The sequence below is a fragment of the Haloarcula sp. H-GB5 genome, from assembly GCF_054850705.1.
Genome location: NZ_JBTWBG010000002.1, coordinates 1,066,944 through 1,088,056 on the forward strand (window position 1 = coordinate 1,066,944; position 21,113 = coordinate 1,088,056).

The window sequence follows — 21,113 nt, forward strand, 5'->3', positions numbered from 1 at the left end:
ACTGTCTGTATTCTATAGGTCTTCCAGCGTTGACTTGACCGACGCCCAGTGGCTCCCTTTCCAGAAGTGTTGCCCGCAGTCCGTACAGCGCCAGACCCGCTCGTCACTGGCACTCGGTGCGTACTCCGGCGTCGGTTCTACCGGGTCGACCTCCTCGACCGGGCCGTTGCAGACGCCACAGTAGCCCGGCTCCGAAGCGAGCGAGAGTTGGAAGCCGGCGTCAGCGAGTTCCCGCAGTTGATCGTCAACCTCCCGCTCGGTAAGGAGCACGCTCTCGGATGCGCGGGCAGCGAGGTCGCTGTCCCGAGTTATCACCAGCCGGTCCTCACGTTCCGCTATCGCGAGAAGGTCATCGTCAGCCTCGGCATCTCGATCGAGCGCGTAGGCCGTGTCGTACCCACACATCCGCAGATAGGTGGCGAGCTTGCCGAGCATCGCATCGAGTACGAGCCGGTCGCTGGGGGTGTCGTCAGGCATCGAAGAACTCGCGAAGGCCCTCGGCGTCGCGGGTGTTCAGCACGTCGCCCGTTTCGGCCCAGCCCCGCCGCGCCGTGTGGACGCCGTAGCGCAGGAGGTCGAGGTTGGCTGGGCTATGTGCGTCCGTGTTGATCGCGATTGTTGCCCCAGCCTCGATGGCCTGTTTGACCGCGCCACCGCCAAGATCTAGGCGGGCGGGGTTGGCGTTTATTTCCAGCGCCGTATCGTTGTCAGCGGCGGCTTCTGCGAGGCACCCCACATCCACGTCCAGCCCCTCACGACGGTTGAGATACCGGCCTGTCGGATGCCCGATGACGTTCACGTCGGGGTGTTGTGCAGCCGCGACGAGGCGATCCGTGCCGTCCCCGTCCAGTGCGGCGTGTGGTGAGGCGACCACGACATCCAGTTCCGACAGCAGGTCGTCGGCAACCGAGATGCTGCCGTCCGCTGCGATGTTCGCTTCAACGCCGGTGAATACGTCGATGTCGACGTCTGCGGCGACCGATTCGACTTCGCTGATCTGCTCGCGGAGCTTCTCGTCCGGGACGCCGACGCCGCCGACCATCCCCGGCCCCGTCGCGTGGTCCGTGACGGCGAGGTAGTCGTGGCCGAAGTCGGCGGCACCCTCAACCATCTCCGTGATACTGTTGCTGCCGTCCGACCAGTTCGTGTGGGTGTGGAGGTCACCACGGACCTCGCCCTCGGCAAGGAGGTCCGGGAGCGCCCCGTCCGCGGCAGCCTCGACTTCGCCGCGGTTCTCCCGAAGTTCCGGCGGGACCCAGTCCATGTCTAGGGCGTCGTACACCGCTTCCTCGGTTTCGCTGGCCACCAGTTCGCCAGCCCGCTGGTCGTCGTCTTCGACGCCCTCGACATCAAAGACGCCGTACTCGTTGACTTTCAGGTCCTGCTCGATAGCGCGGTTTCGGACCGCCACGTTGTGGTCCTTGCTCCCGGTGAAATACTGGAGCGCCGCACCAAACTCCGAAGGGTCGACGACCCGCAGGTCGACCCGAACGTCGTCAGCGTAGGCGCTGGCTTTCGTGTCTCCGGACTCGATGACACGGTCGAGTCCGTCCCAGTCGACGAACCGCTTGACGACTGCCTCGGGGTTGGGGCTTCCGACGAGTACGTCCACGTCGCCGATGGTCGGTCGCCAGCGACGAATCGACCCACCGAGTGCGCACTCGGCCACAGCGTCGCCGGCGGCCATGTAGCTCCTGACCCTGTCGCCGTGCGGCCGGCCCTCGCCGAGGAGCGACCGCTCGTGAGCCTCGCGGGCGAAGTCGATGTTGTCGAGGATGTTCTGCTCCGTCTTTGCACCGAAGCCCGACACCTTCTGTATCTCGCCGGCCTCGGCGGCGGCTTCCAGTTCGTCGAGGGTGGTGATACCCAGTGCCTCGTACAGTGAGCCGACTGATTTCGGCCCGATTCCCTCGACTGCTGTGAGGGCGTCCATCTCGACAGGGAGTTCCGCACGGAGTTCGGTCAGCTCCTCGATTTCGCCGGTCTCGAAGTACTCGATCACCTTCGAGGAGATGGCGTCGCCGACGCCGTCTATCTCACCGACGCTGGCTTCGCCCTCGGCCGCCAGCCCCTCGATGGCACCGGGAAAGTCCCTGATGTTCTCGGCCGCCCGGCGGTAGGCCCGGGGCTTGTACTCGACGCCTTTCGCGTCCAGCAGGTCGGCGAACTCTTCAAGCAATGTCGCGATTTCGTCGTTCCGACTCATGTTAGTAGCTCCGTCCGGCACGGCCCGTGCCGGAGTCCGCGTCCTCGTGTCCGAGGGCCTTCTGGAGGAACTTCATCCAGCGCTTCCTGTCGGCCGCCTCCTGTGCCTGTGCTTCCTGCTCGATGTCCGCCGCACCGAGCTGTTCGAGGGCGTTGAGCGCACGGTCGATACCGATGATAGCCGTGGCAAGCTCCTCACCGCGCTCGTAATTCACTTCGTTGTCCTCGATCCGCTGCTTGCGCTGGAGGCGCTCGCGCCGCAGGTTCTTCTTAGCTTGTTCGACGCGCTCGCGCTCGCCTCGCGGAATCGTCTCCCGACGCTTGATCTCGAAGACGAACGACTGGAGTTCGATCTCCTCGCCCTGAATGGTGATCTCATCGGGAATGTCAGCACCGACGGTCGCGCTGTCGCGTTCGATGCGCTCCAGCAACTGTTTGCGCTCGAACTCTTTCACTACCGGATGTTAGACCGGGGTGCCCTTACCCGCTTCGCCCATCGGCCACTAAACCTTGTACGGCGGTGCCTGTTTTTGCTCTACCCACGTGTGCCCGTTCAGCCTCCGTGTTTCAGGGAGACTCAGTGAGCGGTCCCGACTGAAATAAGCGAAGTCGGCGATATCTTTTTCATTGTCTCTGTCGTTCTCATTGTACGAGAGTAATACTGCCCCCCTCGCTTATTATATGACTCTAACGTTCGAACCGCTTGACGACCGTCCTGGGCTCGCGGTCATTGACCAGATCGAGCGCCAGCGCTACCGGATACACACGCCGACCCCAATTGCCCTCAGAGAGGCGGAGACCGACGTGTTTCAGTATCCCGTCGGGGACGCTGTCCGGATACGGACGCGCGCTATCGAACTACCGACAGTGGTCATGGTGTACGTACGTGACGACGACGGAGCGATAGCCGCCGAGGTTGCGCAGTTCGAGTCTGAGACGCTGCCGGCGGATGATTACGTACTGGACCCGCTGACGCAGATCAAGACGTACATGCGGGTCGAGGACACCGAAGTCGAGGTCACCGTCGACTCGGACCGGACCCGTATCGAGTTCGACAGTCCGACGGACCTGCTCATCGGCGCTCGCTCCCAGCACGACCGCCCGGCGGCCACGGTCACGACGACCGAGCAACCGGCGGACGTGATGGCAGCGGTCGAGACCTTCGGGTCGGCGCTCAAGGCCCACGACCCGGAGCGCTCCTATCCGACACTTCGCGGCCACCCACCGGCGCTTGAAATCGGTGATACGCTGGACATCCCAGCGGATATCGACAGTCCGGATACCGGTGTCACGCTCGAACTCCCGCCCGATCTCGCGTCTATCTTCGTCGCCGCGCCGCTTTCGTACTACCTCGGTGCCTCACTTGCTCCCGCATCTGAGCCACGACTCGTAACTGACAGGGGATTCACGTACTCACTCGACACCGCACGGGGCTTCGAATCCGAGGTCGGACGGACGCTCAAACGGCTGTTCTTCCTCGATTGTGTCACACGCACTGAGGGGTTCCACCAGATCGACTTGCACGAGCGCGCGGCAATCGAGCCCTACGTCGACCTCGACTTCGAATCACTGTATCAGCGGCCGCTGGCGGAGCAGGTCGCCACCTATCTGCAGGTCCCGTACGACGTTATCGAGGACCACATTCCGAAGTGGCGGCTGACGACACATATCGACCCGGTGCCGGCGAACGCGGAACAGCTCCCGTACGTCGTCGACGATCTGGCTATCGTCCGAACGCATCAGCAACAACGGCTGAATCAGGCAAGCGTGCCGGCGGAGGCCGAGGCTGAATTCACCCGCGACGATGTCATCACCCGCGCCGCGAGTTCCGAAACTGGCACTGCCACAGCTGAGACGGACTACGTCGAGCCACAGGCCGAGGACTCACTCGAACAGGCCTGGATCGGGGACAGCATCCCCATCGGTGCGAGCAAGCTGACCAAAGCAGCGTTCGAACACCGACTTGACCGCGATACGAACGCCGAGGACATCACGATTCGCGTCGTCCAGAACGACGCCCGGATGGACGAGGAACGGCAGGTCGTCGATGACGTGTACGGTACCCGCGACGATCTGCCGTTCGATGTCACGGTCCACGACGACTTGACGACGGCGGAACTCAGAACGGTCCTCACGACCGACGCAGAGTTCTTCCACTACATCGGCCACACCGAACACGACGGTTTCGTCTGCTCCGATGGCAAGCTCGACGTGACGACGGTCGATTCGGTCGGCATCGACACGTTCCTGCTGAACGCCTGCAACTCGTACAATCAGGGCTTGGCACTCGTCGAGAAGGGTGCAATCGCCGGCATCGTCACGCTCAACGAAGTCCTGAACGACGGCGCGGTTCGCATCGGCGAAGCAGTTGCCCGACTGTTGAACTGTGGATTCCCACTCCGGGCGGCGCTTACTATCGCACGCGGTGAGAGCGTACTTGGTGGGCAGTACATTGTTGTGGGTGACGGTGGTGTGACGGTTGCACAAACAAAGAATGGGACACCAAATTTGCTGGATATCTCTGCTACTGCAACGGGATATAATGTAGAAATGATAGCATATTCAATGGACAACAAAGGCTTAGGAGCAATCATATTTCCGTTTTTCGAGGACTGTCAAGAGTATTTCTTATCCCCAGGATCGATTGGAGAGTTCACCATCTCTAGCTCAGAATTGTCTGATTTCCTTCAGATGCAACAAGTTCCAGTCAGGACTGACGAGAACCTCTATTGGAGTAATTCGATGGAACTCGAGGATATCAGCTGAGTTCTGGGAAGAATAACTTGTCGTGAGCTATTAGATCTGCTATTGCTATACTCTACGGTCCAATGTAGATATTGTTGTTAGCTGCTGCAGTCCCTGCCTGTGACAGTAGCATCAGGATGGTGAACAGTGCGCCGGCCATTTTTGGGTGCTCTGCGAGGTATTCGCGCATGGTGGTATCTGACATGATACAACTTCGATGATGGTGGGCAGATAATTAAATTTATTTGAAAAGTACCTACATATTATATATTGTATTAAGGATAGAATTAACAGTCAAATCCGGAAAGTAATATGTACAAGGCCAAGAGCACGAGTTTAGAGGGAAAAATCACACAGGGATTGTGCGTGCAGACGCGGAGAAATTACCGATACCCCCCATCAGTAGCGTTTAGTATGCAGGTATGTAATTGATAATCAGGGTTTAGTATTGATGTGTAAATGGAAACCAGAAGACAATTATTCAGGATATATACGTCCTGCTGGCTCGCTTCAGGGGTCGGACGCAGGGGGGTCGATGCATGCAACAATCGCGACTAACTTGCTGGAATCGATGATTGCTGGCGGCTCTTTTCGCAGCACCGGGTGGAAAAATGACTTCTGAGGAACAGTGGCGGCTCGGAGACAAGACAGTGGAGCTCTCCAGCGCGGCCATCAGCGGAAGCCGACGGGCGGCAACGAGACATACACCGCTTCTCCGGACTGAATCAGTGGACCGACGCGACGAGATGCGGACAGAGGTCCCGATTCCGCTGGCGAAAGTCGAGCAGTCCCAGCAGTGTACTGTGTTGCACGTCGACGACGATCCACAGGTTGGTGAGCTGGTCGAGGTGTACCTCGAACGCATCAACGACGACTTCGACGTCGTGACGAAGACCAGTGCCGTCGCCGCGCTTGATTTCCTCCGGACCGAGCAGGTCGACTGTATCGTCAGCGACTACGATATGCCAAACACTGACGGACTGGAGTTTCTGGAACTCGTCCGCGAGCAGTATCAGGACATCCCGTTCATTCTGTTCACTGGCAAGGGCAGTGAGGAGATCGCGAGCGAGGCGATCGCGTCGGGCGTCACGGACTATATGCAAAAGGGGGGTCGATCAGATACGTACGACGTTCTCGCCAATCGCATCGAGAACGCCGTCGAGCAACATCGCACCGAGCAACGGTTCTGGAACGCCCTCTCGTGGTATCAACGGCTCGTCGAACAGGAGCTCGCGGGCGTCTGTATCATTCAGGACGGATCGTTCGTCTACGTGAACCAGAAGCTGGCGGACATTTTCGGCTATGACCAGAGTGATCTCATCGACGAATCCCCGGCCCTTCTCACGGCGGAGGGCGACGGCGACAGACTTCCCGAATCACTCCGAGGAGCGGACTCAGACGAGCTCGAAACGTTCCATTCGGAGTTTGAGGGCCAACAGGCTGACGGCGAAACGCGGACTATCGAGGTGTCCGGCGGGTCGATCGAGTACGACGGCGACCCGGCGTGGATCGGTGTGCTTCGAGATGCCGAAAGCAACCCCGACGTTGGCGAGTAAGTCACTGTTCGGGCTGTGTGCCGCCTTTTGATTCTACTAGCGCAGACATCGCAGTATCGTAGCGGTCTGCCAGTGGCTGGCCCACTGTAAGCACAATCCCTTTCCACCGTCCACTCGTATCGTAGTACAATGTCGGAGTGCGATGCCTGTGGAAAGCAGGAGAACATGCCGTACCAGTGTGGGCACTGTGGCGGGACCTACTGTGCGGAACACAGACTGCCCGAGGCCCACGATTGCCCCGGACTGGATAACTGGAGCGATCCGGGTGGCGTGTTCGACAGCGGGTTCGACGAGAGTGTAAACAGTGGCCAGGCCTCCGGAGGCGGCGTCACCGACCGGCTCGGTATCAACACCGGGCCGGGCGGGCCGCTGGCGTACTTCCGGGGGAACGTCACGTACCTGTTTCTGGCCATTATGGGTATCTTCTTTATCCTCGAAAACATTGTCCGCCTTTCCCTCGGACCAGAGGCGTTCAACACGCTGTTTGTCCTCCGCCCGAGCCACCCCGAATACGTCTGGACATGGGTCACGTCGGTGTTCTCACATGACCCCAGCGGGTTCTATCACATCTTCGGGAACGGGATTATCATCTACTTCTTCGGCCGGATCGTCGAGCAGCAGATCGGATCGAAGAAGTTCGCGATCTTCTTCCTTGTCTCCGGCGCACTGGCGGGCCTCGGTCAGGTCGGCCTCCAGATGTTCCTGAGCGGCCCCGCTTACGGCGTCCTCGGGGCCAGCGGGGCTGCACTGGCTATCATGGCATTCTTGACCGTGTTGAAGCCGGATCTGCGCGTCTACCTGTACTTCCTGATCCCGGTACCAATTTGGGCTATCACTGGCTTCTACTTCCTTCTGAGCATCGCTGGGACGTTTAGCATTGGAGGCGCAGGGCTGCTCGGCGGCAATATCGCCCACCTCGCCCACCTCATCGGCCTCGTCATCGGGCTCTGGTACGGCCAGAGAATCAAGGGGCAGACCCGGATGCCCGGCCAGATACAGTTCGGCGGTGGCGGCGGCCCAGGCGGCCCCGGTGGACCGGGCGGTCCCGGCCGACGTCGTCCGTGACGATGAATCCGGTTCGCCCCGAGTTCGTCCCTGACCCGTCGCTCTCGCAGGCTGAGATGGAGGAGTTGCAACGCGACATCGCGGAGGTTGCGCGGTTCGAAGACGAGATAGACGTTTTGCCCGAGACAATCGCGCCCGCCGGAGACGCGCCGGACAGCGACCAGACCACGCTGGGTGCTGGCGACGATACGACGGACGCGCCGCTCGTCGCCGGCGTCGACCAGGCGTTCGTCGACGACAAGGCCGTCTCGGCTATCGTCGTGCTGCGGAACGGCGAGGTCATCGAGCGAGTCAGCGCCGTCGAACGCACCGAGATTCCGTACATTCCCGGCCTGCTGTCGTTCCGCGAAGGCGGCGCAATCCTGGCCGCGTTTGCGGAGTTGGAGACCGACCCCGACGTGGTACTCGTCGACGGCAGCGGCCGCATCCACTTCCGGGAAGCCGGGCTGGCCACACAAATCGGCGTGACACTGGACATCCCAGCCATCGGCGTTGCCAAGAACCTCCTCTGTGGCACGCCGGAACAGTCGCTCGACGAGACGTACCCGGAGGGAACGCGGATTCCGATTGCAGCCGACGACAGCGTCGAGACCTGCCCCGACGGGACTCTCATCGGTCACGCGGTCCAGACGCGCCAGTACGACTCGCCGAATCGGTATATCAATCCGCTTATCGTCAGCCCCGGCCATCGCGTCAGCGCAAGCTCCGCGGCGGATATCGTCGAAGCCACCGCTGACGGCTACAAGCTCCCCGAGCCGACCCGGCTGGCCGACAGCTACGCCGACGAGGCGAAGACGGCCGTCAATAATCCGTCCGAATAACCGACAGTATAACTTCCCGGGGTGTGTTCTCCCGGCCAACACATGGCGAAGACGGTGCTGATTACGGGTGCGTCCTCGGGTATCGGACGGGCGAGTGCCGAGGCGTTCCTGGCCGACGACTGGACTGTCTGGGCGACTGCCCGCGAGGAATCGGACATCGAAGAGCTCGGCGAAGACGGCTGTGAGACCGCCGAACTCGACGTGACGAACCCGCGCGAATGCGAGCGTGTCGTCGAGGCGCTCATCGAGTCCGAAGGGCGGCTCGATTGTCTCGTAAACAACGCCGGCTATGCGCAGTTCGGCGCGGTCGAGGATGTGTCGACGGCGGCACTACACGAGCAGTTCGACGTGAACCTCTACGGCCCGCACCGACTCATCCGCGAGGCGCTCCCGCACATGCGTGCCCGGGAGAACGGGACCATCGTCAACGTCTCCAGCGTCGCGGGCCGTATCTCGTTCCCGAACCAGGGTGGCTATGCCGCGTCGAAGTTCGCCCTTGAGGGGCTCAGCGACGCGCTCCGGATGGAGGTCGAAGAGTTCGGCATCGACGTGGTACTTGTCGAACCCGGACCCGTGGAGACTAACTTCGACGACCGCGCCGACGAAGAACTCGACGACCTGGATACGTCCGGTGCGTACGACTGGCTGTATCAGGCCCACGAAGACTCGAATCTCGTCGGTATTCAGGACGCGCTCTCTGTCACGCCCGGGACAGTTGCGCTGACCATCCGTGACGCTGCCAACGCCAGCGATCCCGAACCGCGGTATCCCGTCGGACAGGGCGCACAGCTACTTCTCATGCTCGACTACCTGCCGGCGCGGTGGCGCGACGCGGCGTTCGGCGTCATCCGGAAGCTGACGAGCTAACCGCCGCCCTCGCCCAGTTCAGTCCAGACAGGCCGCTACAACTGACAGCAACCGCTCGCCGCGTACTTCTTCGGCGAACAGCGGCACGCGGCGCACGTCGTGGCCACGGAACATATCCTGTGACCGGGCCAGAGCGTCCTGCTGGACCTGCCAGCGTCGCGCACAAAATTCACAGTCGGCGTGGTTCGGGCCAGCGATGTCCACGTCTTCGCCGAGCACCTCGCTCGGGTCCTGCATCACGCGATTGACGACGACGGTGCTGACAGGGATGTTGAACTCGCCGAGTTGGGCGAGCAGACGCTCGGATTCGACAACGGACAGTTCCTCGGGCACCATCACGATGCGAAAGTCGGTCTTCCGTGGGTCCTGCAGAATCGACCGCAGGTGCTCGATCCGGTCCGACAGCTCCTGTAAGTCCTCGATACCAGCCTCGGCGTCGACATCCTGATCGTCACCGAACATTCCGGTGAGGTTGTCCATCATCCCGGAGAAGCGCTCGCGGAGCTGCAGAATCTTCCCGACCATCGAATCCATCGTCTCGGGAAGTTCCAGCAGACGCAGGGTGTGGCCGGTCGGCGCGGTGTCGATGACGACGCGGTCGAAGCGGTCGTCGTCGACGTAATCCAGCAGGAGCCGGAGCGCCGCGGCCTCGTCAGCTCCGGGCATCGACCCGCCAAGGAGGCCCTCCTCGCCGCCGATGGGGTCCTCGGTCTGGCCTGCACCTGCTGCGCCGCCCGCGCCACCGCCGAACATCCCATCGCCGCCGAGGAGTTCGCCCACACCGCCCAGTGCGTCCTCCTCGACACCGAGGGGCCCCTCGCCGACGGCGGCCTCCGGATCGATCTCAGCGGCGTACAGCGGGATGTCCTCGCGGATGCGCGTCGGCGTTGCCGGAATATCTGCCTCCAGTGTGTCCGACAGCGAGTGGGCAGGGTCCGTGGAGACGACGAGTGTCGCCGTGTCGTCGCGCGCGGAGGCAAGCGCCGTGGCCGCAGCACACGTCGTCTTGCCGACGCCGCCTTTCCCGCCGTAGAGGACGTACTCCGCCGCGTCGATTCCTGCGGGTGCATCGATGTCGTCGACTGCCTCGACGTCGAGTTCGCTCATGCCAGAAGCTACGCTCGTCCGGCCTTGAGTACTTCCCGAAAAAGAGGTGTCCTACTGTCTCGAAGACCGCGCTTCACGGACGTCCGCGCCGTCCCGGAGTTTGTCCTCACAGTTCGGACAGACCCGGGGGCCATGACCTTCGACGGCTTCTGGTGTAAAAACCCGTACGTACTGCTCGGTTACGAATTCACCGCAGTTCTGACACTCGGGCATCTATAGGTACACTCGTTCCACGATGTAAATGCCTTCCGCTGGCGACGAAATGTTCCGGTTAATCAGCGGGCGGCGCTACTGGTGGTCGGCCCAGAACGAATCCAGTTGGCTCGCGAGGAAATCGGGCGTCATCCGGGTGAATTCCTCGCGCTCGCCGGCGGGCAGGTACGGATACACCGAATGCCGCGCATCTGGTGTGTACCGGCGGCCGACTAGCGCCCGCACGCCGACCTCGTCAACGCCGCGGATGACGCGGCCGATGGCCTGGCGCGCGCGCCGCACAGCCGGAACTGTCAGGGCATACTCGAAGGCGTTGTCCTCGCCGAAGGCGTCGCCGTATGCTCGCTGGACACCCCGGACGCGCGGCGACCCGATGTTCACCAGCGGAATGCCCACGACGGCACAGGTCGAGAGCTTCTCGCCGTCGTAGTCGACGCCCTCGGTCAGCGTCCCGCGCGTCGACGTGACCATGACTTTCCCGTCGCCACTGAAGAACTCGCGTTTCAGCCGTTCGGTCTCCTCGTTGCTCGATGATTCGTCCACGAGGACCGACTTTTCGACGGCCTCCTGCAGGTACGCGCCGGCCCAGCGCGCCTCCCGGTAGTTCGGCATCGCCACCATGACGTTGCCCGGTGAGCGGGCCAGCGCGCGCAGCGCCTGTGCGTACTCGTCGCGGGTGGGGTTCCAGTTGTCACCGAGCGGGCGCATCATTTCGGGGTCGCCCCGGTTGCGCGCAGTAAACGGCGTCGCGTCGACGAGGTACGACGCCCGGTTCTCGGGCGGGAACGGCAGGTCGTAGGTCGTCGACCGGACTGGTCTTCCATCGCCGGATTGTTCGTCGGGGGCCGTCGAGCCCGTCTCGGCCATCGAGTCCAGTCCCGACACGCGGGTGAACACGTCCAGCGGTTCCAGCGTCGCGCTCATCAGGATACCGCCGCCGAGGTCGTCGAAGACGTTCCGCAGGGCCGTCGCGGGCATGCAATTGTAACACAGCAGCCCCGGCGTGTAGACAGCCTGGTAATCGGAATCGAGGCTCTGTCCGTGGTTCGGCGAGTGCTCCAGTTCAATCTCCCGGAGGAACGTCGCGTGGTCGCGCTCCCACCACTGCCCAGCCAGCACGCCGACAGCGGCACACACCGGCTGGCGGGTCAGCCCGAGCTGGTCGATTGCATCCTCGACGGCGGCCCCGACCTTCGACAGCGAGCGCCACAGCGACCCGTCGTAGCCCTTCCGCTCGGCCCACTCGGTCAGTTCGTCCTGCTCGACCGTGTCGGGGTCCCGGAGCGGAATCTCCCTATCGTGTTCCGGTAGCACCGACGGGTCCGCGCGCCAGCCCTCGTGTTCGGCGTCAAGGAAGGACTCGATGCGGTTGTCGAGCCACCGAACGAGGTCGTCGTAGAACTTCCGGGCCTGGTCAACCGCATCCAGTGGGACCTCACGGGCCGACAGCACCTCGCGGACCTGCGCCTTGTGGTCGGCGCTCTGCTGGGCGCGCTGGATGAGCGTCGTGCAGTCGTTGCGCGCCTGCACGATGCTCTGGCGGCCGAGGCGATCCGACAAGAGGTCCCGGACGCGCTCCTCGAGTCGGTGGGCCTCGTCGACGATGACGAGCGTCTGGTTGTCGAGTACGTCCGCAAGCAGCGGGCGGGAGCCCGGATCGAACAGGTGGTTGTAGTTCCCGACGATCACGTCGGCCTCGTTCAACATCACGCTCATCACCCGGTGGGGACAGGTCCCGCGTTCCGTTGCCGCCGGGAGGTAGTCGTCCATCGTCACCACGTGCTGTTCCCCGGCTGAGAAGTCGACGGGCGAGCCCTTGTTGCGGGCGTACCAGTCCGCCTCGAATGGACAGTACAGCGGCGGGTCTGATCCCTCCGCCATTGATTCTGGGGCCGTCGGCTGGGCCTGCCGGTACGGCGAGGCCGCGCCGGCCGTTCGAAGCGTGTCGTCACCAAGGGTGGATTGATCGGCCGCGTCGGGGCGTGCGGCCGCGGCGAGGTCTTGCCCTTTCCGCGGGTCCCACCACTGGTCGTCGTCGGCCTCACCGGCGATTGCGGCGTCCGCGACGGCCGCGCCGTCCGAGTGTCCGTCGTCCTCGACTAACCGCGCTGTCGCCTCCCTGAGGTCCTCACAGCGGTCGTGTGTCCCCACGTCGTCCGGGAACTGCCCCTCACGGCCGTACGGACAGAGGTCGCGCTTCCCGACCAGCGAGATGCCGGCGAACGGCTCCTCGATACCGGCGTTCAGCGCTCGCAGGTCGTCGACGAACTGCTGGAGTTGCTGTTTGACCGGCGTGACGACGACCATTCGCTCGTACAGGTCCGTATCGCGGACCAGGGTCGCGCCGGCGGTGAGCGCGGCCATCGTCTTGCCCGTCCCGCATGGGCCCTCCATCGCGAGAAAGCCGCGTGCCTTGCCCGCCTCGATGGCTCGTTCGACGGCGTCGGCCTGATTCTCGTAGGGCTCGTCGAAGCCGAAATACGTGCGCCAGGACTCCGTGCCCGTCGAGGCGGGGTCTCCCATCGAAACGGGGTTAGTCGTCCCGGTATTTGAACCGCGGGGTTCCCGTCCGTCGCAGTCGCTCAGTGTGAGTCGCGTCGGGACCGCAGTGAACCGAAAAACGGGCTGTGACTGGTCGCCGCCCAGTCACTGGCACCGAGCCGTTAGTCCAGCAGGCCGAGGTCGCTCAGGCGTTCGACGATGGTGTCGACGGCTTCCTCCGCATCCTCCTTTCGCTTCCCGCCGGTGACAACGAGCTTCCCCGAACCGAATAGCAGCGCGACCACGTCGGGTTCGTCAAGTCGATAGACGAGGCCTGGGAACTGCTCGGGCTCGTACTCGATGTTCTCGAGCCCGAGGCCGATGGCGATGGCGTTGAGGTTGAGCGAACTCCCGAGGTCCGCGGAGCTGACGATGTTCTGGACGACGATTTCGGGGTCGTCGTCGACCTGAATATTCAGATCACGGAGCTTGTCGAAGACGATACGCAGACTCTGGTGGACGTCGTCCGTCGACTTCGCACCCGTGCAGACGATCTTGCCCGACCGGAAGATGAGCGCGGCAGATTTGGGGTCCTGTGTCCGATAGACGAGGCCCGGGAACTGCTCTGGGTCGTAGTCGGCACCCTCGAGGTCCATCGCGACGCTCTCAAGGTCGAGTTCTTGTCCGATACCGGTCGAAGCAACGACATTTTCGATGTCAATGCTCTCTTTTGGGTCGACCATATAGTGTTTTAAATACCGGATTTAAATCATATAAACGTTTGTGATGCTGTGATTACTAGTCGTTCTTCGACCTCTACAACGTCCGACAGATCCCATTCAAGTAGGGGTCTGCCGGCTGAGCGACCCTGCTGTGGCCGTCTGTTCCGGCCCAGTAGGCTGCCAGCCCGGCGGTCACTGGGCCGCTGAAGACGCGACGATACCGCTATACAGTGTGGCCGTCGTTGTCGACGACGCTCGCAAACGCGACGTTTTCCTGGACGGTCTCGATCTCGACGGTCGGCGAGTCGCCCGGTTCGCCGTCGGGGACGATGACGACGTATCCGCGTTCGACCTTGGCGATGCCGTCGCCCTGGTCGCCGAGCGATTCGATGGTCACGTTTCGGATTTCGCCCTCGTCGACCGGCGGTTGCGGGACGCCGGTGTCGGCTCGTTCCGGTTCGGCATCCTGTGTAGGCGTTTGCGGCTGGGCTGTCGTCGACGAGCCGGCATCGACCTGCGATAGCAGGCCAACGCGGTAGGTCTCGCCCGGCGAAATCGCTCCGTGGGACACTTCGCTTTTCGGAATCTCGACGATATATTTGTCCCCGTCAGTCTCTACTCGCGCACTGAACAATGTACTGAGTGCATCTGGAACTTCGACCATAGGCTATTCTACGGCTCATGATAGATAATGGTCCTGCCCTGATGTGGTGAAAATTGCCGGCAGTTGCCGATTAGTCGTCGCTTTCGACGCGATTAGTGTCCGTTTCAACCCCGACTTCATCAAGCAGTTCCGCCCTGTGCTCGTCTAGTAGCGGCGCGCGACCACCGGGCGAGGGCATCGTCTCGGTCATCTTTATCGGACTGCCGGCGATGGTTATCTGTTCGTCGGCACCGGGCTGGTCGACATCGGTGAGCATCTCCCGGTCGTGGATGTGCGGGTCATCGAAGATATCAGCGGTGTTCTGGACCGGCGCAGCCGGCACGCGCCCTTCGAGCAGGTCAAGGAGGGTTTCCGAGTCGATGGTGGCGGTCCAGTCGGCAATCTCGCGGCGCAGGGACTCCCGGTTCGCGATCCGGCTGCCGGCGTCTGGATAGTCCGCGGCGAGGTCCGGTCGCTCCATCGCCTCGCACAGCGCCTCCCAGTGGCCGTCGGCGAACGCCGCGATGACGACGTGGCCGTCGGCGGCCTCGAAGGAGTCGTACGGGAACAGCGTCGGATGAGAGTTCCCCTGCCGGGTCGGCGACTCGCCGTCACAGGAGTACTGGTACACCGTTCGCTCACACAGCGACACCATCGAGTCGTACATCGCCGTATCGACGTACTGGCCCTCGCCCGTGCGTTCGCGGTGATGGACGGCCGCAAGGATGCCGACAGCGTTCAGTACGGCAGTGAAGAGGTCGCCGACGCCGGGGCCGACCTTCGTCGGCGGGCCATCCGACTGCCCCGTGATTTCCATGACGCCACCCAGCGCCTGCGCGATGAGGTCGAATGACGGCTGACCTTGTCGGTGGGTTTCGCCCGTTCGCGGGTCGCCAAAGCCCCGGATGGAAGAGTAGATGAGGTCCGGGTTGTGTTCTCGCAGCGTCTCGTAGCCGCAGTCGAACTTCTCCATCGTGCCGGCCTTGAAGTTCTCGACCACCACGTCTGCGCGCTCGACGAGCGAAAGGAACGCCTCGCGGTCATCGGCGTCCCCGAGGTCGAGTTCGAGCGAGCGTTTCCCACGGTTGACGCTCTGGAAGTACCCGCCGTAGGCTTCTTCGTCGCCGTCGCTCACGAACGGCGGGTTCGACCTGATGAGGTCGCCGCCGGGGCGTTCGACCTTTACCACGTCCGCGCCCATGTCCGCGAGCAACATCGTACAGTACGGTCCGGCGAGGACCTGTGTCAGGTCGAGCACACGCAAGTCGTCAAGCGCACCCATGCGAAAACCACGACGGGGCGGCCGCATAAACCTTCTTGAACGTCCGTTATAAATTCCTTAAGGCCATATTATCATGAAAGACCATTAGGTTTATCACTACCCGCCGACGACGACGTAGTACATGCCCCGGACCGTTATCCTCGGCGTGATTGGCTCCGACGCGCACGTCGTCGGCATCACGATTCTAGAGCAGGCGCTCTCGGCCGCTGGCTTCGAGGTCATCAACCTCGGTGTCCAGACGTCACAGGACGAGTTCGTCTCCGCCGCGAAATCTCACGACGCCGAGGCAGTACTGGTATCCTCGCTGTACGGGCACGCCCGCCAGGACTGCGAGGGGCTGCACGACGAGCTCGACGACGCTGGGCTTGACGTGCTCACCTACGTCGGTGGGAACCTCGCCGTCGGACAGTCCGACTTCGAGGAGACGCAGGCGACCTTCCGACAGATGGGTTTCGACCGCGTCTTCGACGCGGAAACGGACCCGGAAGAGGCTATCGAGATGCTCCGCGAAGACCTGCAACTGACGACAACAGAGGCGGAGCAGATCAGGGTTGACGGGTGACTATGCCAACAGACGAGCGACTCAGCGACGACCAGCTACAGCGCATCGCAAACGACCTCAGGGACAACTGGCACACGGGCCGCGAAGTCGACTTCGAGGAAGCTATCGCCTTCCACGAGTCACTGCCAGCCTCAAAACAGTTCGCCCAAGTGTTGGAGTCCGCCGATCAGCCGCTCCTCCAGCCACGGGCGGGTGTTCCCTGCCTCGAAGAACAGATTGACCTGCTGCGGTACCTGCAGGACGAGGGCGGCGCGGACCTCCTGCCGACGACCATCGACTCCTACACGCGGGACAACGAGTACGAGAAGGCCGAAGAGGGACTGGCCGCCTCCCGCGGCAGCGACGAGAACGAACTGAACGGCTTCCCGGCGGTGAACCACGGCGTCGAAGACTGCCGGCGGCTCATCCGGGCGCTCGACGCCCCGGTCGAGGTTCGCCACGGCACGCCGGACGCCCGGCTACTGGCGATGGTCACGCTCGCTGGCGGCTTCCAGAGCTTCGAGGGCGGGCCGATTTCATACAACATCCCCTACACGAAGCGACACGACCTCGCGACGACCATCGAACACTGGCAGTTCGTCGACCGGCTCTGCGGGGCCTACACCGAGCGCGGCGTGACCATCAACCGCGAGCCCTTCGGTCCGCTGACCGGCACCCTCGTCCCACCGAGCATTGCCATCGCGGTGATGCTCGTCGAGGGCGAACTCGCCGCGACACAGGGTGTTCGGTCGCTCACGCTTGGCTACGGACAGGTCGGAAACCTCGTGCAGGACGTGGCGGCGCTGCGGGCACTTCGGAAGCTCGGTAACGAGTACCTTCGCGACGAGGTGACCGTCACGACCGTCTTCCACGAGTGGATGGGCGGCTTCCCGCCCGACGAGGCACGGGCCAATGGCGTCATCAGTCTCGGCGGCGCGACGGCGGCCGTCGCCCAGCCGGACAAAGTCATCACGAAGTCCGCCCAGGAGTTCCAGGGTGTGCCGACGAAGGAGGCCAACGCGGCTGGACTGCGAACGACGAGACAGCTTATCGATATGATGATCGAACAGGACATCGACCTCGGGGGTATCGACGAGGAACAGGCGCTCATCGAACGGGAGACACGGGCGCTGATGGACGCGATCTACGAGGCTGGCGACGGCGACGTTGCACAGGGAGTTATCAACGCCTTCGACAGCGGCGCGCTGGACGTGCCCTTTGCACCCAGCGACGCCGCCAAGGGCGCGGTGCTGCCGGCCAGAGACGACGATGGCCGGGTCCGCATCTTCGAGTTCGCGGACCTCGCGCTCCCGGACGACATCAAGGAAATTCACGCCGCGCGACTCGGTGAACGAGCCGAGACCGAGGGCCGCGACCAGTCGTTCCGGATGGTCGCCGACGACGTGGACGCCATCAGCGACGGGAAGCTCATCGGGCGGCCGGCCGGCGACAACAGCCCTGCGGGGGGTGCCAGCGATGCGGATTGAGGACGTTCGAACAATTCCCGGCCTCTCGGGGTTCTTTTTCGACGACCAGCAGGCGATCAAGGACGGGGCGACCCAGACCGGGTTCGCCTACGACGGCCAGCCGGTCACCGAGGGGTTCGACCGCATCCGCGAGGCCGGCGAAGCCCTCATCGTCGAAATCGAACTCGCCGACGGCTCCATCGCGACCGGCGACTGCGCTGCGGTCCAATACTCCGGGGCCGGCGGCCGCGACCCGCTGTTCCGGGCCGAGAAGTACCGCCCGGTCGTCGAGGGTCCCGTCGCCGACGCGCTCCGCGGGCAGGACGCAACCCAGTTCGGGGCCAACGCGACGATGCTGGAGGAGATGAATGCCCAGCGCTCGGGCGGCGACCAGCTCCACACAGCGGTCCGCTACGGCGTGTCGCAGGCACTGCTGAACGCCGCCGCACAAGCACGCGGGGTGACGCCGACGGACGTGCTCGCAGACACCTACGACACCGAGCCGGCGACTTCGCCGGTCCCGGTATTCGGCCAGTCGGGCGACGAACGCCGCATCAACGCCGAAAAGATGCTCATCAAGGGCGTCCCGGTGTTGCCCCACGGCCTGTTCAACAGCGTCGAGAAGGTCGGAGAGAACGGCGAGGGGCTACGAGATTACCTCGCCTGGCTCTCGGACCGGGCAACGACGCTCGGGCCGGAGCCGTACTCGCCGCGCTTTCACGTCGACGTGTACGGCATCCTCGGGAAAGTGTTCGGGCCGCCCTATGACCGCACCGAGGTGACAGACTACTTCGAGACGCTGCGGGAGGCCGCCGCGCCCTACCCCCTCCAAGTCGAGGGGCCGATGGACGCCGGCGGCCGAGCGGAACAGATTTCCCGGATGGCCGAACTCCGCGACGGACTGGCCGATGCCGGCGTCGACGTGGATATTGTCGCCGACGAGTGGTGCAATACCTTCGAAGACGTACAGGCGTTCGTCGACGCGGAAGCGGCCGACCTCGTCCAGATAAAGACGCCGGACCTCGGCGGCATCCAGCGGTCGGCCGAAGCCGTGCTGTACTGTGACGGCACGGACACCCGGGGATACGTCGGTGGAACGTGCAACGAGACCGTGACTTCGGCGCGAGCCTGTGCCCACGTCGCGCTGGCGACCGACGCCGCGCAAGTGCTCGCCAAACCCGGCATGGGCTTCGACGAGGGGTTCATGGTCGTCACAAACGAGATGCGGCGGGCGCTTGCCAGACGGGACGCCACGCAGGAGGTGCCGGCTGATGACTGACTGGACTGAGCCCGACGCGCTGGATCTCTCGGACGGCGAGACGTTCGGTTCGCTGCTGGACCGGGCTGACACCAGAGAGAAGGGACACTTCTTCGAGTTCTTCGCCGAGGGCGACGAACTCACTCACGAGCCCGGCCTCCAGCTCACCCACCATGGCAGCGAGCAGTGGATGGGCCAGACGCTCAACCACGACCCGGCGTACTGGCGGGCCGACACCGCCCGCGAACGCGGCTTCGACGAGCGCCCGGTCCACCCGGATTACCTGCTGGCGTGCGTGATGGGCATCACCGTCGAGGACCTCTCAGAGAAGGGCGGGTACTTCCTCGGCCGCGACGACGTGACGTTCCATCAGCCGGTGACGGCCGGGACGCCGCTGTCAGTCACCTCGACTGTCGTTGACACCAAGACATCGTCCTCTCGACCGAAGTACGGCATCGTCACATGGGAGACGGAAGGCCGGGATCGCGAAACCGGCGAGACACTGGTATCCTACCAGCGGACGAATATGATACCGCGCCGCGAGCCAGCGGCCACCGACGGCGGCGCTGTCGGGGAGCAAGACGAAGGCGGTCCAGCGCTGCCCGACACCCTCATCTCTCCAGATGGCAAGTACTTCGGCGACTTTCGGACGGCACTCGACCGCGCCGACGCGGAGAACGCAGCCGTCGCCTACCGCCACGAGCGCGGGCGGACGATGGACGATCAACTGGTCGCTGGCCTCCCGCTGGCGACGCTCAACACCGCCCGCCAGCACCACAACCGTGACGAGATGGCCGATTCGCCGTCGGGCGACATCGTCGCGTACGGCGACGTGACCCGCTCAATTGCGCTGGCACACGCTCGCTCCGACGAGGCGACCTATCGCGAGCGTCGCTTCGCCGACGAACGGTTCCACGACTTCGTCACGCTGGGTGATACTATCTACGGCTTCACCCGCGTCCTCGACTGCGACCCAGGCGCCGGACCGGAGCGGGCCGGCGCGGTCACGTTCGAGCACGTCGCGTTCAATCAGGAGCAGACCCCGGTCTACTCGGGCCGGCGAACCGCACTCATTCAGCGAGATACATGACACGACTCTGTCGCTCATTCCAGACCGCACCGGCCGCGATACCGAACGACAACAGCGCGAAGTTCCTCGTCTCGGGACTCACCAGCGAGGGGTTTCAGGCCCCCGACTGGCTTGTCCCCGACATTGAGGACGGCACCGCGCCATCGATGAAAGACGAGGCCGTCGACAACATCGTCGAGCACATCCCGGACCACGCCGACGACTTCGCGGGGGACATCCTCCCCCGAGTCGAGTGGGCCTACGACGACGCTGATGCCCGCGAGCGTGGCATCGAGCAGGTGACTCGCTTGGCCGAGGAAGTCGGCGAGGAACTCGACGGCTTCGTCTTCCCGAAGACCGGCCGCCTCGACGACGTGCGCGACGCCGCGGGGGTCGTCGCTGACGCGGAGCGCGACGCCGGGCTTGCGGAGGGAACGCTGGAGATGGCAATCATTCTTGAGACGGCACCGGGTCGCTCGGACCTTCGCAAGATTTGCCAGTACGCAACAGACTCCCGGCTCTCCGGCCTCGTGTTCGGGCCGGTCGACTACACGGCGGAACTCGGCGGACGCACGCTCGACGGCGAGCGGCCCCGCTGGGACGGCCTGCTCGAAGCGCTGTCGAACGAGACGAGCGCGGCCGACATCGTCGCCATCGGCGGCCCCTTCGACCAGTTGTTCCACGACCGTGCCGGCGTCACCTACTACAACGCCGAAGGGTACGCCAATCAGGTGGAGTACGAGGCGACCATCGGGATCGATGGCTCGTGGTCGCTCCATCCCAAGCAGACCGAACAGGCGAATCGAATCCATATGCCGACAGTGGAAGAAATGGAGCGAGACCTCCACAAGATCGAGTCGTTCAACGAGGCCAAGCGCGAGGGGACCGGCGCAGTCGTCGTCGACGGCCAGATGGTCGACGAAGCGACCTACAAAAACTTCGCCAACACCGTCAAAACGGTCCGGGCCATCGACGACACCCACCCCGCACAGACCGAGGAGTACTACGACGATGACCTGCTGGCGCGGGCGAGAGACGTCGAACTGATTTTCGGCTGAGCCGGCGGTCGTTT

At 63.5% G+C, this 21,113-nt stretch carries 20 protein-coding genes; 10 read left to right on the plus strand and 10 right to left on the minus strand.

Features of this window, described 5'->3' with window-relative positions:
* Positions 1–12: 12 nt before the first annotated feature.
* Genes ACYJ11_RS13405 through ACYJ11_RS13415 form a run of 3 tightly spaced genes read right to left on the minus strand, consistent with a single transcriptional unit; the run spans position 13 to position 2,660 of the window.
* Positions 13–477: a Mut7-C RNAse domain-containing protein gene (locus ACYJ11_RS13405; protein ID WP_461648142.1), complete on the minus strand. Its 465-nt coding sequence runs from the start codon at positions 475–477 to the stop codon at positions 13–15.
* The gene (gene polX, locus ACYJ11_RS13410; protein WP_461648143.1) at positions 470–2,206 is read right to left on the minus strand and encodes a DNA polymerase/3'-5' exonuclease PolX; all 1,737 of its coding nucleotides are present in this window, start codon (positions 2,204–2,206) and stop codon (positions 470–472) included. Before polX ends, ACYJ11_RS13405 begins: the two co-directional genes overlap by 8 nt.
* Position 2,207: 1 nt before the next feature.
* Complete coding sequence (locus ACYJ11_RS13415; RefSeq protein WP_170095959.1) at positions 2,208–2,660, minus strand: DUF5788 family protein; 453 nt, start codon at positions 2,658–2,660, stop codon at positions 2,208–2,210.
* A 226-nt stretch (positions 2,661–2,886) separates the two neighbouring features.
* Between ACYJ11_RS13415 and ACYJ11_RS13420 the strand changes: the two genes are divergently transcribed.
* Complete coding sequence (locus ACYJ11_RS13420) at positions 2,887–4,971, plus strand: hypothetical protein (protein ID WP_461648144.1); 2,085 nt, start codon at positions 2,887–2,889, stop codon at positions 4,969–4,971.
* A gap of 52 nt (positions 4,972–5,023) precedes the next feature.
* On the opposite strand, the gene ACYJ11_RS13425 is transcribed toward ACYJ11_RS13420, so the two are convergent.
* A complete protein-coding gene (locus tag ACYJ11_RS13425) occupies positions 5,024–5,155 on the minus strand; it encodes a DUF7503 family protein (RefSeq protein WP_461648145.1) in 132 nt (43 codons plus the stop codon).
* Positions 5,156–5,561: 406 nt separating this feature from the next.
* On the opposite strand from ACYJ11_RS13425, the gene ACYJ11_RS13430 reads away from it, so the two are divergent.
* The 4 genes from ACYJ11_RS13430 to ACYJ11_RS13445 all read left to right on the plus strand — a co-directional run bounded on the left by ACYJ11_RS13430 (position 5,562) and on the right by ACYJ11_RS13445 (position 9,259).
* The gene (locus tag ACYJ11_RS13430) at positions 5,562–6,506 is read left to right on the plus strand and encodes a response regulator (RefSeq protein ID WP_461648146.1); all 945 of its coding nucleotides are present in this window, start codon (positions 5,562–5,564) and stop codon (positions 6,504–6,506) included.
* A gap of 129 nt (positions 6,507–6,635) precedes the next feature.
* On the plus strand, positions 6,636–7,571 hold the full coding sequence (locus tag ACYJ11_RS13435) for a rhomboid family intramembrane serine protease (protein ID WP_461648147.1): 936 nt from the start codon (positions 6,636–6,638) through the stop codon (positions 7,569–7,571).
* Between the two features lie 2 nt (positions 7,572–7,573).
* Complete coding sequence (locus ACYJ11_RS13440; protein ID WP_461648148.1) at positions 7,574–8,392, plus strand: endonuclease V; 819 nt, start codon at positions 7,574–7,576, stop codon at positions 8,390–8,392.
* A gap of 42 nt (positions 8,393–8,434) precedes the next feature.
* On the plus strand, positions 8,435–9,259 hold the full coding sequence (locus tag ACYJ11_RS13445) for an SDR family oxidoreductase (RefSeq protein ID WP_461648149.1): 825 nt from the start codon (positions 8,435–8,437) through the stop codon (positions 9,257–9,259).
* A gap of 18 nt (positions 9,260–9,277) precedes the next feature.
* On the opposite strand, the gene ACYJ11_RS13450 is transcribed toward ACYJ11_RS13445, so the two are convergent.
* The 6 genes from ACYJ11_RS13450 to mct all read right to left on the minus strand — a co-directional run bounded on the left by ACYJ11_RS13450 (position 9,278) and on the right by mct (position 15,707).
* The gene (locus ACYJ11_RS13450; protein ID WP_170095965.1) at positions 9,278–10,366 is read right to left on the minus strand and encodes an ArsA family ATPase; all 1,089 of its coding nucleotides are present in this window, start codon (positions 10,364–10,366) and stop codon (positions 9,278–9,280) included.
* A gap of 51 nt (positions 10,367–10,417) precedes the next feature.
* The gene (locus ACYJ11_RS13455; RefSeq protein ID WP_004516852.1) at positions 10,418–10,579 is read right to left on the minus strand and encodes a DUF7563 family protein; all 162 of its coding nucleotides are present in this window, start codon (positions 10,577–10,579) and stop codon (positions 10,418–10,420) included.
* Positions 10,580–10,654: 75 nt separating this feature from the next.
* Positions 10,655–13,102, minus strand: coding sequence for an ATP-dependent DNA helicase (locus ACYJ11_RS13460; protein ID WP_461648150.1), 2,448 nt, complete (start codon positions 13,100–13,102; stop codon positions 10,655–10,657).
* Between the two features lie 140 nt (positions 13,103–13,242).
* A complete protein-coding gene (locus ACYJ11_RS13465; protein ID WP_004516850.1) occupies positions 13,243–13,803 on the minus strand; it encodes a TATA-box-binding protein in 561 nt (186 codons plus the stop codon).
* A 202-nt stretch (positions 13,804–14,005) separates the two neighbouring features.
* On the minus strand, positions 14,006–14,446 hold the full coding sequence (locus tag ACYJ11_RS13470; protein WP_188976835.1) for a TRAM domain-containing protein: 441 nt from the start codon (positions 14,444–14,446) through the stop codon (positions 14,006–14,008).
* A gap of 70 nt (positions 14,447–14,516) precedes the next feature.
* Entirely contained in the window at positions 14,517–15,707 is a 1,191-nt protein-coding gene (gene mct / locus ACYJ11_RS13475) for a succinyl-CoA:mesaconate CoA-transferase (RefSeq protein ID WP_461648151.1), read from the minus strand.
* A gap of 121 nt (positions 15,708–15,828) precedes the next feature.
* On the opposite strand from mct, the gene glmS reads away from it, so the two are divergent.
* The 5 genes from glmS to citE are packed head-to-tail and all read left to right on the plus strand — an operon-like array spanning position 15,829 to position 21,099.
* The gene (gene glmS, locus ACYJ11_RS13480) at positions 15,829–16,269 is read left to right on the plus strand and encodes a methylaspartate mutase subunit S (protein ID WP_004516847.1); all 441 of its coding nucleotides are present in this window, start codon (positions 15,829–15,831) and stop codon (positions 16,267–16,269) included.
* Between the two features lie 2 nt (positions 16,270–16,271).
* Entirely contained in the window at positions 16,272–17,735 is a 1,464-nt protein-coding gene (locus ACYJ11_RS13485) for a methylaspartate mutase subunit E (RefSeq protein WP_005534697.1), read from the plus strand.
* Complete coding sequence (locus ACYJ11_RS13490; protein WP_461648152.1) at positions 17,725–18,993, plus strand: methylaspartate ammonia-lyase; 1,269 nt, start codon at positions 17,725–17,727, stop codon at positions 18,991–18,993. Before ACYJ11_RS13485 ends, ACYJ11_RS13490 begins: the two co-directional genes overlap by 11 nt.
* Positions 18,986–20,062: a 2-methylfumaryl-CoA hydratase gene (gene mch / locus ACYJ11_RS13495; protein WP_461648153.1), complete on the plus strand. Its 1,077-nt coding sequence runs from the start codon at positions 18,986–18,988 to the stop codon at positions 20,060–20,062. Before ACYJ11_RS13490 ends, mch begins: the two co-directional genes overlap by 8 nt.
* Positions 20,059–21,099 (plus strand): L-malyl-CoA/beta-methylmalyl-CoA lyase, encoded by a 1,041-nt coding sequence (gene citE, locus ACYJ11_RS13500; RefSeq protein WP_461648154.1) that lies wholly within the window; start codon positions 20,059–20,061, stop codon positions 21,097–21,099. The genes mch and citE overlap by 4 nt, the downstream gene beginning before the upstream one ends.
* Positions 21,100–21,113: the final 14 nt, after the last annotated feature.

Bases quoted from the DNA above. Each gene is read 5' to 3' on its own strand.
- ACYJ11_RS13405 (WP_461648142.1), bottom strand. From the start codon at position 477: ATGCCTGACGACACCCCCAGCGACCGGCTCGTACTCGATGCGATGCTC.
- polX (WP_461648143.1), bottom strand. From the start codon at position 2,206: ATGAGTCGGAACGACGAAATCGCGACATTGCTTGAAGAGTTCGCCGAC.
- ACYJ11_RS13420 (WP_461648144.1), top strand. From the start codon at position 2,887: ATGACTCTAACGTTCGAACCGCTTGACGACCGTCCTGGGCTCGCGGTC.
- ACYJ11_RS13425 (WP_461648145.1), bottom strand. From the start codon at position 5,155: ATGTCAGATACCACCATGCGCGAATACCTCGCAGAGCACCCAAAAATG.
- ACYJ11_RS13430 (WP_461648146.1), top strand. From the start codon at position 5,562: ATGACTTCTGAGGAACAGTGGCGGCTCGGAGACAAGACAGTGGAGCTC.
- ACYJ11_RS13435 (WP_461648147.1), top strand. From the start codon at position 6,636: ATGTCGGAGTGCGATGCCTGTGGAAAGCAGGAGAACATGCCGTACCAG.
- ACYJ11_RS13440 (WP_461648148.1), top strand. From the start codon at position 7,574: ATGAATCCGGTTCGCCCCGAGTTCGTCCCTGACCCGTCGCTCTCGCAG.
- ACYJ11_RS13445 (WP_461648149.1), top strand. From the start codon at position 8,435: ATGGCGAAGACGGTGCTGATTACGGGTGCGTCCTCGGGTATCGGACGG.
- ACYJ11_RS13450 (WP_170095965.1), bottom strand. From the start codon at position 10,366: ATGAGCGAACTCGACGTCGAGGCAGTCGACGACATCGATGCACCCGCA.
- ACYJ11_RS13455 (WP_004516852.1), bottom strand. From the start codon at position 10,579: ATGCCCGAGTGTCAGAACTGCGGTGAATTCGTAACCGAGCAGTACGTA.
- ACYJ11_RS13460 (WP_461648150.1), bottom strand. From the start codon at position 13,102: ATGGGAGACCCCGCCTCGACGGGCACGGAGTCCTGGCGCACGTATTTC.
- ACYJ11_RS13465 (WP_004516850.1), bottom strand. From the start codon at position 13,803: ATGGTCGACCCAAAAGAGAGCATTGACATCGAAAATGTCGTTGCTTCG.
- ACYJ11_RS13470 (WP_188976835.1), bottom strand. From the start codon at position 14,446: ATGGTCGAAGTTCCAGATGCACTCAGTACATTGTTCAGTGCGCGAGTA.
- mct (WP_461648151.1), bottom strand. From the start codon at position 15,707: ATGGGTGCGCTTGACGACTTGCGTGTGCTCGACCTGACACAGGTCCTC.
- glmS (WP_004516847.1), top strand. From the start codon at position 15,829: ATGCCCCGGACCGTTATCCTCGGCGTGATTGGCTCCGACGCGCACGTC.
- ACYJ11_RS13485 (WP_005534697.1), top strand. From the start codon at position 16,272: ATGCCAACAGACGAGCGACTCAGCGACGACCAGCTACAGCGCATCGCA.
- ACYJ11_RS13490 (WP_461648152.1), top strand. From the start codon at position 17,725: ATGCGGATTGAGGACGTTCGAACAATTCCCGGCCTCTCGGGGTTCTTT.
- mch (WP_461648153.1), top strand. From the start codon at position 18,986: ATGACTGACTGGACTGAGCCCGACGCGCTGGATCTCTCGGACGGCGAG.
- citE (WP_461648154.1), top strand. From the start codon at position 20,059: ATGACACGACTCTGTCGCTCATTCCAGACCGCACCGGCCGCGATACCG.